Source organism: Legionella qingyii (genome assembly GCF_003184185.1).
On record NZ_QHJG01000033.1, the window covers coordinates 7,407 to 21,577 of the forward strand.

Genomic DNA, 14,171 nt, shown 5'->3' on the forward strand with positions numbered 1-14,171 from the left:
GTAATATTCATTAGTCTTAAATAACACGAAAAATAGTGTAGAGTTCGGTTGCTTTGGTGATCTATTTAGGGAGGTAATTAAGTTGATAAAATCATAATTAAACTTGGTAACTAATTACCTATTTCGGGCATCCGACTCGAAAAGTCGGGCCGGATGCGAACGATTTTAAATATATTCAGGATATCCCTCAAACTTATAGTCTATCTTTTTCTAAGTTTCCTTTTTTCAGTATTTATTTTCGTTTTAATTAGCAAAACTCATTTTCAATTGTATTATCTTGCTTTACGATAGATTTGTGGATATTATTATAATGCTTCAATTATAAATTAACTCCGATATTGTCACATAACCTTTTTACTCTTTTTTACCCTTCTGTAATCTAAACTGTAGATAGGGTTTTACAGAGGGCATCTTCGATTTGCAAACTAAAGAGTTTTAAAACTAGAGTACCTGTGAGTCCTTGCCTCTTCTTATCTATGAGTTCTCCGAGCAAATACCAATGATGCGGACTCAAGCCTTAGCCTAGTCCCCCAAAATCAATAACTTTGGTACGCAACCGTCTCTAGATTTTTCGTCACCCTTTTGCTTTGATAGCGATACGCCGATTGGTTTCTACCGACCGTCGGTATACGTTGAGGGATATTATTTCTACTACATGAAGGTTATTGATTTCTATTAGAATTACGAGTGCAAGGTCTCAATGTTTGTCTCAATTTTTTTGTTATGAATAGGGGTGTTTTATACTAAATAGGTCTTAATGTAAGCCTCAATAATTTATTCCTATTTTATCGGGATGGACTACCGGTAGGAGTGTTTAAATAACTCGGTACAGAACTTTACTTATTTCCATATGATTCTTCCCCAGCTTTGCTGACTTAGAGTCCTTCTATATAGGCAACGTGTCAGACCGAATGTTTTTTAGCACTTTCCTTGCAATCGGAGTCATGCTCGCCTCTGAGGGTAACAATGTGTTCCAGGTTTTGTCCCAGAAGGTCTAAAACCAAAATTTTCAGGTGTTGTCCTAAAATTTCTATCCGAGGTCCGGTAATTTTGGCTGGGATTCCGAGTCCGGTTATCTGGGGTTGAATGATGCCGACTTCTTACATTCTTTAATAAATTGTTACTCATATTTGATTCTTTTCTTTTTCTATCAAAATTTTCAATATCTTTAATATTAGAAGAACTTTTATGTCTAAATTGACTGTAGAATTGCGTACGAGTTCTTTTCGGATTATCTTGAGCTTCATAAACACAAGTCAATCCTACCAATTTTCTTCTACCTTTCAATCTGGTTCTACGTGGCTTAGGGCAATTTCCCCGAAAACTTGTTTACTTAGACTTTCATGTTGGTTTTCGTATTTTCTCTATATCGTTGGTCCGAGAAGTCGGGTATGAGTGAGTATTTTTAATTTACGAAGTAAATCGAATCGGAACTACTTCGTTGCGCGTTAGTACTAGGTTCTTTAGCTTACACATTTTATTTAAGATAATTAAGTATTTTTGATCTTTTATTTAATTACCACGGCGAACTTTTTAAATTACTTTTTATTGATATAGTTAGTTATTCAATACCACCTCCGCCGCCCTTAGCTTGGGCGCAGGCGTTTAGGAGACGGAAGTCGAGATGTACGCATCGGCACAGAAAACTAAATTGACACGTAAGAGGCTGCCCGTCCTATGATGTGTCGCTAAGGGATTTAAAGCGTAGAATTATGCCCTACCTAATTCTGTGATCGAATAGAGAATACTGGCAACTAAGCTATGGCTATTCGCCCGAGCCAGCTTGCCCTATGACCCAAATAACCGGTCATGTGTCACTACCAAATTGATTTCACGAATAATCCGTCGCTATCGAAGAGGTGGTCGTTTCAAAAGTAGCAAACGTAAATATAAATCAACTCAGACTAAATGCTCTCAAGAGTAAGAGCCGTACGTGGAGACCAAAACGTTGGGTGCAGCTTCGGTCCAGCGGGGGAAACATGTGAAATTCATATTGTATTTTACACGTGTCTAATCGTCAAAAGAAAACTTTTAAGCCCTTGATTAAAGGGCCCGATCCCGAAACGGGAGTGGGTCCCAAATGAAATTGGAACTTAGGGTAATACCGCATTATTCCGTAGTTGTCAACGGCCCGCCGGCGCCTTAAGAAATATCCGGAGTCGCCGAAAGAAACTCGACGGACGAAGATTTTACACTACGTCCTTTAGTACAGGACAAACTCCTAAATTTTGCGGAAGAAGAAGTTTTGCTCTTTTTCGCAGCGACCTATTTTGGAGACGGGTTGACATTGACATCATGGGACGTCGTATAGGTGGTCGTTTATATACTGATTTTGAGACACCTTTTGCTAACATGCCCTGGTGTCCTTGTTGTGAACAAAATCTTGCATGCAGTCGGTCCTATAAGAGTTGGTTTCGCAGGACAAAGCCGCATATGAGAACTACTTATGCTTTTAGCTTATAACTTTTAAGGTAAACGGCATTGTAGCGGTAACGACTAACCTTTAAGAAACGCCGCTAGTTCGCAAGTTTTTCACTGAGACCTTAGCCAAGCGGCGACAGGTGTACGCGCCAGTTTTGTAGGTTTGGTGAAAAGAGGGTTGTGGTTAAAAGTTTTTTAACTGACCCATTGAGGTGTCGTAGGGTGAGATGCGGCAATTACGGACTACGGGGGTCTATTAGCTGGACTCAATTTTACACTACGTCCGTTACTGGTTTAAGTACCTTATTTCAGTGATGAAGGAGTACGCTATTGTAGCGTCCAAATAACCGCCTACGAAACCGTTTTAATGTTCAGTTCCAACGTTATCCGTTGACGTGGGATGGTAGAAGGTTAGAAGACGCCGAAACGTTACTTAGGTAGGTGCGGGGTGACACAAACAAACCAGAACGTTTATTCAGTCACATGTGTATTGGTGCTTGGCACAACACAAGCAGCTGGTGTGTTATTGTAACCTGTAGGAATACGGTTTATAGTTGCGGGAAATGAAGAAGTTACCTGTAAGGTATTTCAAAAAATTGATTTAGCTTATTTGGGACGTAGTGGAACCCAACACCCTTTATTCCCGCCTCTAGAAGAACACTGTTTCACTTATCTCGAACAGCAGCGAAAAGTCTGTTTATGGGCTGTAGGGTACCAAACTGCCCTAATTAAAATTTAACAAGGCGTCGTTTAACGAGGTCAACGAATTTGAGGCAACAACGAACCCACACCTACGCTAATTGGTTCAGTAAGTATTTTAGAGATTGGACCAATCACCTAAGACGGTAAAACCAGCGCTAGCTGTTAAGACGTATCAACAATTTTGGATTTTCGAGCCGAAAAAGTACCGCATTGCGATTTTAAAGGAAGTAATTTCCGCATAACAGCATCCAAGGACGTAAACCCGGAACTAGACTCCGAGCCCATTATATCCGAACTATGTAAAGAAGCGCATTGCGTGCTAGAAGTCGTATCCAGTAATGGCGAACTATTGTTCCCATAAGTTCCCATTCGTGTACAGGCAGTTCGGGGAAAAGCCGACGCTGAAGAAAGCGCCATGAATTTCGTACACGCCCATTTGGACGGTTCGCGCAACTTAGAAATTACACGTTTCATTTACGAACCCATCGCAGGTCTTACAATACAAGTTTAACTAACCAATTGAGTAGGTCCGCGCAGACTTAACAAAGTTTAGCAAAAAATGCAAGAAACAGGTCCCGTTGAGGACTATTAAGTTTTAGTGCGTTTGACAGCCGCTAGTTGAAAACGACATAGCATAAGTTGCTTACAAATAGTTAACTAAACTACCGGAGTATGTCGAGTACTAATACCGGGTAACGTCTAAGTATACGACTTTCTTCGCCGTTCGTGCGTAGTATCGTAAACGCATTGAGTCCTCTTAGGTAATGTGGTACGTTTACTCTGTAACCGCTGGTTTTTGCGAGGTTGAGTAGACGGTATAGGAGATTCCCTATGTAATTTAATAGGGTCCATATTACTCCCAAAAGAAACTCGTTTGCAAGCTGAAGTAGGTTTACGAAAAAATTATACCGTAGTTCTACCCAAACTTTTACTAATTGTAGTTATGCTGATTTAACCCCATTGGGATGATTACGACTGTACGAAATGGAAACTTTTATCTATGTTCTGTATTTCGTATTGTAAGTTAATTATTTCGGAGATATGAAGTTACTTTAGTAAGTATATCGGACTCACTCCATATCACTTTTGACCCCGAAACGAGGCTACAAGGCCCAATGCCGAATGCGGAAGTGGTCCGAAACAAATCTGTGTTGTGTCACCTAATAGTTTACGGTTCAGCAGGAGAAGTAGTACGAGATTTAGGTTTAGTTGGTCACGACCAAGAAAAAACGATTTTTTAGGGTTAAAAAGGTTCCGCCGACCTGCGAGCTAACATAGCAATCCAGCTGCGTTCAATTCGACAAGACGATTTCGTTTTAATTGGTTTGTTTAGCATTGGTTTGTGTAACGCCGTTAGTTGCCTTATTAACCTAAGCGACGTTTGTACCCTTCTCGTCTTGTGTAACGGTTTTTTTATTCGCAGCATCACCAATGTACCCTCGGTTCGGCTTTAGCGAGTTTTCGTTAAACCAATAGTTACCGAAATTATACGAGAAAATAAAGGGAAACGAGAAAGTGTAATGCACACAATGACTCGTAACGCCATATCACGCAAGCGTTAAGTAAATTTGCTGAGTTAAGCTATATTCGGGATCAGCAGCGGTACTACTGTAGTTTACGCTTTTGACGTTCGCTATGTATTTAACGGTTACCTCGGTCACGTGGTCAATTCTTTTTTGTTAATTGCTGGGGACAAGGTTGGGTCCGTTACAGTAATGGATTAAGTTTGGTTGCGGCGAAATAAACCCGTGATTCTGCGTGTCTGGTGGGATTTCTCATAAGAAGTAGAAAGTAGGTGGTGGGTCCGTTGCATACGAAATAATTGTGCTTTTCTAAGTGATCGTTTGCCCCATTGGTTTTTTTGGTACGATGTACACAGTTTTATCCTAGGTATTCAAACAGGTAATAAGACTGTTTTACAGCTATACTAAGGCTCGACCATAATTCCTCTCGGTTGTCTAGGTCACGAGCAAACCTCGCTCAATTATTGTTTGCTATATTTAAATAGAGCTCGCAGCATAATGCATAAACAACTCATTTGCTTCCTGTCAGAAGCTGAAAAAAGACGGCGACACTTCCACGAGGATAATTAAAATTGTTAAGTGCTATATTTAAAACAACGACTGCATTTGCGCAGTGAAGAGAACCTTACTAGTTCATCACGAGTATATAGAGAAGGTTGTCGAGTCGGTAATAGTTACGTCGCTTTTCGACGAGAACCTCACGAAGTGCTAGCTAAAGGACGGACCTGTCCTTAAATCGAGATTCAACAACGGGATTTTCTGACATAAGTTCTAAGTAGTGGTTTACTTCTCCCTAATAGAAGGCTATTTTTAGTCCTGGATCGAAGAATTATCTAAGAAACTTACAGGTCAGGTTTCCTTAAACGGGCCGGACTCCCTATCTATTAAGTCCCTTCCAAAGAACATTTACAGCTTAATTACCCCAGTACTACAGGATTTTACTTAAACCTTAAAGCCCTATAGTTTATTTGTTAAGATATAACTAGTAAACAAATAACAGATATTTATTGAAACCTTCATTTTTTTATCCAGACTAATATATATTTTTAATGTGCTTTTCTTTTAAATACTTGATAAAATTGATAAATAACAATGATACGTACGTATAAATAGTTATTTTTATATGTACGAGAAAGTAGCGGTTACTTCAGGAAATAAATCTGATTAAGCTAGATATGATATCTATCCTATTAAGCAGCGTAGTCGAACGAGTGTTTTGTTCAATTATCCTGTTTTAATCCAGAAAAACGTTTTTTTACTAGTTTTTACGTGAATAAAAGAACGACTAAGTACAGAAGACTCGCTGTTATAGTGTGGATCAATTCTCATGTTCTCTTGGGTACTTAGAAAGGTTTCTTAATCGATTACGGTAAGCGTAAAATTCACATCTGCGTCATCTTGATCGGTTTAGTCCTGTAGGTCCTTACGGAAACCCATACCGTCTATAACGGTGACACAATACCTTGTTTAAAAATTTTGTGTTAGGTGTTTTAGGAGTAACCAAATTAGCGCTAGCCAAACATAATAGATTACCTGTACCAAGGTACAACTAAATAAGTAATGATGTAGACCGACCTATATTGGAGAGGCATCTGCTAAACTTTGTAAAAGCGGTTAATTTAAGGTTTTGTGGGCCTGTGGGTCTCGAACCAGTATGGGGACCTCATCTCTGGTGATGTCCAGGAAATCCCGTTCCAAACCGTTTACGTCACCCATACCGAAATCGACTCGCGCAAGACCGTTGCGTGAAGTTGGCACTACCAAAATTAGAACATCTAGTGATATGTATATGGAAATGACCACTACCTACAGAGTACCTTCCGTAAAGCGTACTTCGGACAAGTGAGCGACCATGAAATCCAGATCCTTTTGACTAACAAAAGATACTACTGTTACCCTAAAGATAACTACCATTCCAACTCAGAACCAAATCACTACTATGGCGTGTTGCAAAATCTCGTATGGCAACCGTTCAGTAGCTTCGGCATCTACCGGTACTATACCTACGCCAACTCGTTCGGTAAGAATTTCGTGTTCGGTTATGGTGGGTTGGGTGTGACTAATAGACGTTTTGTTATTATCCTGAACCGAGAAGGCATCGTCCATCACTTTTTCGGGTACCGAGACGGAATCCGCGTTTTCTGCAACGGTTACACGCGCTTAAAAAGTTGACCTTTGTACTCGGAAAACAATAGGGACTATGTTAAATATTCGTTACCTCAGTATTTCTTGTTCCCCTTTTTCTTCTTGTCGTTACCGATTGAGAGAATTTAGTTATGGTTGTTGTTATAGGAGTTCTTGTAATACTTAAAAATGCGGCGTAATTACCGCTAGAGGGACTATTAACCGTTCTAGTTACGTTACGCAAAAAACTCGTTACAGAATCGTTACTGTTTCGTTAACGCTGAGCATTTAGCAGTGTTGTTACATAACTTGTAAAACGGGCATAGGAAGGCCTTTACGAACCACCCAGTCGGCTAAATTGACCGAGGTTATTATGGCTAACCAGTCCGTCGTTTCGGTAGTGGCCGCTCCTGATAAGCCCATTAATAGACATGATACCCCACGCCCTTAAACCATACCGGCGTTAGTACTTACCGCACCGTCAGGTACCTCCTAAATAAGGAATGCCACCGTGGAAGGACCAAAAACGTCTAATACGTGCGTTACGTTATGCAAATTCACGCAATTACTTTGTTGCGCAGTAAATACAGAAATGGGTACTAAGCTAACCAAATCCACTTCTGCCAGGTTGTGTAGTCGGTCATCTTGTACGTAGGTACAACGCATACTGGGGACCCTACTCACACACCGCAGGACGTCTAAATTACCTTTGTCGGCAACGTACCTTCGAGCGAAACCTCGTAGTATTACCCGGTTGTAGGAATGACGAAAGTTCTGTTTTAAATGGACGTAACGGGGTATCGCGTTCGCGCCGTCTCAACTAATTTTTTCCTCCAATATAGTAACACCTAACACTACCGTGCGGACTACGATAGAACTAACGTTGTCCGAGCCTTCACGTCAACCGTTAGCGCCGTCGTCTCGTTCACTTTAGTGTTCCTGAATTCCACTCTCACCAAAGGTACGGAACACGTCTAGCTAAGGACCTCGTTCTGGTTTTGATATTTTTAGTCCATAACGGGGTTTTGTAGTTGTTAGCATATCGTTAACTTCGTCGATCAAGGCGAATAACCATAGTTAAGCAACCGAATGTTCCACGGCATTAACCGGATCTATCAAAACCACATAGCCGAGGTCGTCTAGTCCGTATGGTTATGAAACTATAATGACATCTCGCTTATTAATTTTGCAACCTATGCAATCATTTGTTTATTATTTACATCGCACCTACTTCATTTTGAGGTGACGGTAATTCTTTTTGGACAGCAAGGGCGCTTCAGCCCTTGGTTAAAGATCGCTCCGTGTTACGGAAAAATTCTTAACGAAGGGTCGAAGCGCCCTTACTGTTTTTAGGAATTGAATTACCGACACTTCGATGCTAATCTGCGAATTGAACTCTATTCTTTGAGTAATGATTTTAACCTCTTCATATTATACTGTTATGCACAGCGATAATTACCGATACCGGCGTAACCGGCAACATAGAATTCCCGTTAAAAACTTAGGTTTTTCGTTTTACTTGAACTTTAGCAACGTTAGTTACTAAATAGACGTTAACTTTGATGTCGGGTAGACTGGGCAATACTGTGTTGTGTACCGGCAAAACGTAGGCTACACTCGCAACTTCCGCTGTACAATCATTAACTACCGGTACGTTAGTTTTAGTAGCGACTCGCATTAGGGGATTTGGACGGTACCTTTCTTAATTTGTAACTAAACCAAAATCTTACATGGCCGAAGAAATGACTTGCTCTTTTTCGTTACGTCGTATAATGACGACCACGTTTTTTTCATAACTAAAGGCGAGGTCCTTTTTTACACCTACGTTGGTAGCAAATACCTCACTTGGTGGTGTGCGACTTTCGAAGGCTAGAATAGCAAAGGTTACGAAGAACGTGGTGGTTAACGGACCGTGGGCAACACTTTGGAAATTTACTACGAAATCCATAACTTGTGCCAAATAACTTATGTCACGTACGGATATGATTACTGGTTTACGAAAATCTACCTTCAGTACTTCTAAATGCGGCGCGAGCACGTCGTCGAGTGAGGTAATAAGGTTGTTTTTGTCCGCGACGTCGTCGACATCCTAATCATAATGGACTCAATCGTCCTTTTGAGCTACCGAAACGCTACGCTCAAGGTCAAGAATTGCAAAGTCACTAACTAAACTGGAAATGGCGTTTCGCACTTTGATGCCATTTTCTTCAGTTACTGTAGCATGCGGTCCGATTTTCAGCGTAGAACGTTTAGTTACTACTAGGCAATCATAGTACACTAAAGTTGGTATTAGGACGTAGCAGGTAAAAACTATGATGAGTTTGGTTCCATAAACCGTTAGATCACTTTTAGCAGCGGACCATACTATTGCTCACCCCGAAAAGATTAGCATACGAACTATGTCGTGTTGTTTACTACTCAACGATTTTGGGGACGTACCTCTATAACTACTCAGACTATGTTTACTCGCTATATCTGGACAGACCCTTTGCCCATGATTAAGCACTTCTAGACTTACAAGGTTAGTTTCTTCCTTAATAATGGTCACTAGTTGCGAACGTTCGTCGTAATGGGTGAAATTTTCGACGGAACCTACGACCACGCCGCCACTACCAAAATAGAGTAAATCCGGCAGGACTTCTTCCTTTCAAACTCGCTGCGAAAAGATACCTTGGGTAACGTCTTATGAACGTTTTGTTAGACCTGATAGGACATGTAAAGCATTCGCTAATGGAGTTACCACACCTACAATTCGGTCCTCTCGATCAGCAAACACTTTTGCATGCGAAATTACAACCGCTTTTCTTATTACTTCTTGTTGACCGGTTTTTTGAACGGTCGGAAACACTACAGAAACACTACCTACGAAAACCATGTCGCGTAGCTCGGGTCCGAAGATGTATGCCACAACGAGTTAAACGTGGCTAACGGCAACGTCCAGGCAATAATCAAGCGCTCGAATTACGAAATCTTTTCCGGGAGCGGCGTGGTCTCTTTGGCTAACAGCGATAACAACCACCGCGGTTTCAAAGTTGATTCGAGTCAAACGATGCGGTCAATCAGTGGGAACAGCTAATAAATTAGGGACCGCCGCCATAACGTTTATGTAAGGAGTTTCGGGTCCCTAAACTTTAACCGCAAAGAGAAATACTTCTCCTAAACGACCTACTTCGTGCTCTTTAAGAATTTTATCGTCTTCTTTTTCCAACGGCGTAAGGTAACGGTTGACTACAACATCATCCATTTAGCAAATCGCTTGTGACAGGACGGATATTATTCAGTAATGTTTTACAACGGTGACTACTGTACTAGGAACTATAACCGGGGTATTGCCAATCACTCATACATCTATAATAATTACTCCGATTTTGGTAGTAAACCTTACCGGGCCAACCACAAAAGCTTAAACGTGTTAAACGGATACCTTGTGCCCGCAATCGCTAACGATAACGACTTTCGCTACGGAAAAGTTAACGCCCACCACCACTATGGGAACGGCGCTAACTAGAGATACTAGACTTAGTCGTTTAAAGCATACAAAGGTGTCCACCACCCCGTAAAGAACTCACAAATCTTCCTTTTTGGAACGGTCGACAACGGTAAAACGTCCTCGCTCGTTTTCTACAATTCTGTTTGATTTTAGCAACGGTGTAATCCTGGCTGGTCATCATTAGGCCGTTGAGAAGTACGGTACAATTGGCGTCCACAACTGCACCATGCGTAATTAAAAAGAGTACGACTACGTAGGCGTAATGTCGAGTAACGGAACCAAGCTCTTTAACGACTTCTTAATTTAGCAGGTAACCGTCATTACCGACTAAATGTTCCCGGATTTTAAGCATAACCGGCAAAATTTCTATTTAGTTAGTGAAACCAACTTCCGGTTCGGAAGTGAAACCTAACATTACGGAGTCTTTACAATCCGCTATTAGTACTTCAAAGACAGCGTATGGGGTTAGAAAGGGCACTTGACCGAGGTCTTCTAGTAAACGACGAATTACTACCCAACCAACTTAACCTCCAATGCTCATAAAGACCAAGGTTTTAAGTGACATGGCACTAACTTCCGCCACAGAACTCACTAGAATTTCCTAATTTGTCTTTTCCTCCGCCCAATCGGCGGTCTTGGTACTGCCTATTTCTGTTCGCACTAAATGCGTGTCGCTAACTTCGACTTCATCTAATGTAGTCGAACAGAAAGCATTTTCTACGTCTACTATAAGCAGTACGGGCACTCGAGTACTGACTTAAACCATTTTTTTATGGACATTAACGGTTTTAACTTGCTTGTCTTCGTAACGTGATAAATTGTCTTTAATAAGTTCTTCGACTACGTTAATACCAACGGGCTCCGCTAAATCCACAACTTTATCCGCGCCGCCTTCATGGACGTTAGGTTTTTGTGTAGTAACCGCTTCGGGCAGCTAATCTGTTTCACCACTAATGGCGTTGCGTTTACTACCTTAGCTACTAATTGTTAGGAGTTGGATGGGCGCGTCTTCAGAGACTACAACGGTTACGCTATAATCTACCCTGTCTACGCCACTACAACAGACGTCTTTGTCGGTCACCGGTTAAAGGTCATTTTCACAATTGGTACCAGTTGTTCTAGACGAATTCGTGGCTTTTTGTACGGTCAAAAATAATAGTATCATTACGACTTTGGACGGTAATAGTTGCGCGCCTAGTCCGCTAGCGGTACCGTTGTTACGTACGTCGGTTGGTAAAGGGGTAGGTTCGTTAATAGTGGAACTGGCTTAGTCCCCTATGGCGTAATACCTATAGGTCCGTTGTTTCATGTCAGGGATAATAGCGACATAGACGATTATTCGCTTGGTATCCAGCGAACACGGAACGGGTTTTACAAAAAGGTCACAAGTACTTAATAGTAGTTAAACGGCGACTTTGGAACTTAGTTGTTCATGAACTTCTCAATCATTTTAGCCCGGTAGAACTTGGGGTTTTGAAACAGAATAATTGTGCACCAGCGTACTATCCATGTCGTCCACCATGTTTGTCATACCTCTAATAAGCCCAGATTTACGGCGAACATCCTATATGATAGACCATTTTCGTTTTCATCTTATGAGGAAGGAAAACGCCCACATCAAGTTACCATCTTGGAGTCGAAGGGTTCGACTACCGCACCCAAGCTAAGGGTAGTGGGCGAGTTAACACTTTCCAGTCCTTCATCCGTTTTTATATTCTAAAAATGGAACTTTTTATCCTTCAATTCTCGACTTAAGCTCGGAGTTTAATGTCAATGGGCGTAGTTACGGAGTAAAGTGTAAAAGTATGAACCCCTTCTTCCTATTAGAAATAAGTCTAAAAGAAGAAAACACCGGTCGACAACAAGGAATGTGACGTTCGTAAAAGGTGTTGTTGTTGCCTAGCAAGCTCTTTGTTGATTTCCACAACGAGGAGGCCGGGGGTATGGATTTGTGCATCAATTCTTGGTTCCGTTGCCTCATTTTGTCCTTTGATTTTACGGTGGCTAATTTGGGTTCCATGTTGTCGTAGGATGATGTCGAAAAAGTAGAACCCACTATGTACTGAAAAATTCACCTTGTAGGGTCCAAACAGAATACGATATAAAAACCCTAAATTATCTCACAAATTCAAGGAGTTAGCGAAAAAGAGGACGTGAGGCGAAAACCGCTTGTTAAAGACGGACGAACTAAGCATCTATTAGAAATTTAACCCATACATAAACACATATCCAAGGAGATATAAGAAATAATGTATAAAATTGCATTTAAACTAAACCTATTACTCTTTGGTCAAGAAACTTGCAACTTAACCAGTATCGATTTACTAAATTGCTGAAGTGCAGTTCTTTTTTGTAGTGGTCCATGCAATGCAGTAATCCTTGAACTCTTTTCGAAGGAAATAAACATCGTTAAAAAACAAGACGAGAAAAACATTTGTGTTGGGGGGGTAGTTTTGCTAATTTTTTTCCTTACAGCGAAAGTCAAGTTAACTATAATAGGTTATTATAAAGTATAAGTTTATCAATAAAGTAATAGAAAGTAAATTAATTAAACTTAGTGTTTATTACTTATAGGGACAGAGGATATATATCCCTACGAATCACAAAATAAGCCCTTTCTCGAATAACTTGAGCGCACATTGCTTCACCTTAAGCTCTTTCCACGGGCCCAAAACGTGCGCCGTGGGTCCGATATAATAAGCTACATTTTTTACTTGATAAGCTGTTAAAGGAAAAAAAGCGAAGCTCTATTAGGGTTAAAGAGAAAGTTTGCTCGGTGTCGTAGGCCTAGTATAACAGAACGGCAAAATAAAAAATGCTGATGTCGACAACAAGATCGACCAACACGACCTCATAAGTTCCACAATATGCAACTTCTTGCATGACCCATCCAACCTTTCACTCAGAGACATCTTCACCTGCTAACAGGGCAATAGACGCTAACTTTTCGACATGAAACAACTCGGCTTCTACAAACCGAATAGCAGAAAAGATGGACTCAAAAAGCTCGTAAAGAATGTGAAAAAAGTTGTGCGAAAGATTAAAACCAACGACGTACGAGGCGAAGAAGAAGTCAGTGGCGCCGCTGAAGTAATGGAACGTTCAGTTGTGCGTAAAGAGCATCGAAGTCCGTCCGGTTTATTAGTTCAGCGGCCCATTTATTTTGGTGACGAAGAGAATTAAATGAAAACCTTTAGGGACGAAGAAGTCGGAATAGACGTACGTCGTTTTACAGTAGGTATTAGGGGTGAAAATTACCTGCCTAAGCATTACTTAATAGTTTACGACGCCCTTTTACACGTCGCTCGGTGTTATTACGCAGACAAGCGCGAAAAAATCTGGATTAAAAAACTCGAAATAATTAATGCCGTCACGCACCCACGTCGAGGACAAAAGAGTAATCACATGGGAACAATCTATAACTTACAGTATAGGCCTTTTACTTTAGTAAGCGGAATTCTTACTCGCGTGTTACATGTTACAAACTACTAACAAACGTTCGTGAGACTTTGTACAAGGTATGTCACATATTTTTATTCTTTAGTTTCATCTTTTTATCCGCTACTATCAGGATATTACTTTTGTCCTTAAAAATATCTAGCATGAGAAATTAAGAAATCATCGCTACGCTATGATAGAAATACAGAGCTAATAATACGGGAAAACTATGTTGACTACCTCGTTGTATACTGGCTAAAGGATTTTTTTAATAAATACAATAAATAACGTAATAAGAAAGGTACCCAGTATAAAGAATACTTACTATTAGGACCTCCACGGAAGCAGCGGAACCGTAATGTTCGGTGGCATTAACCTACCGGTAAACGTTGGCAAACCCGAAACGCTTGTGTTATAGGAGGGTTTTTTCTTTTCGTTTTGACTCTAGTATTCCTCTTGATACAATTGAGCGC

The 14,171-nt window shown here is 40.7% G+C and carries 1 protein-coding gene; it reads left to right on the forward strand.

The window, feature by feature from the left end:
• Positions 1–13,290 precede the first annotated feature (13,290 nt).
• Positions 13,291–13,443, forward strand: coding sequence for a hypothetical protein (locus DGG96_RS20935; protein WP_165831637.1), 153 nt, complete (start codon positions 13,291–13,293; stop codon positions 13,441–13,443).
• The last annotated feature ends 728 nt before the right edge of the window (positions 13,444–14,171 follow it).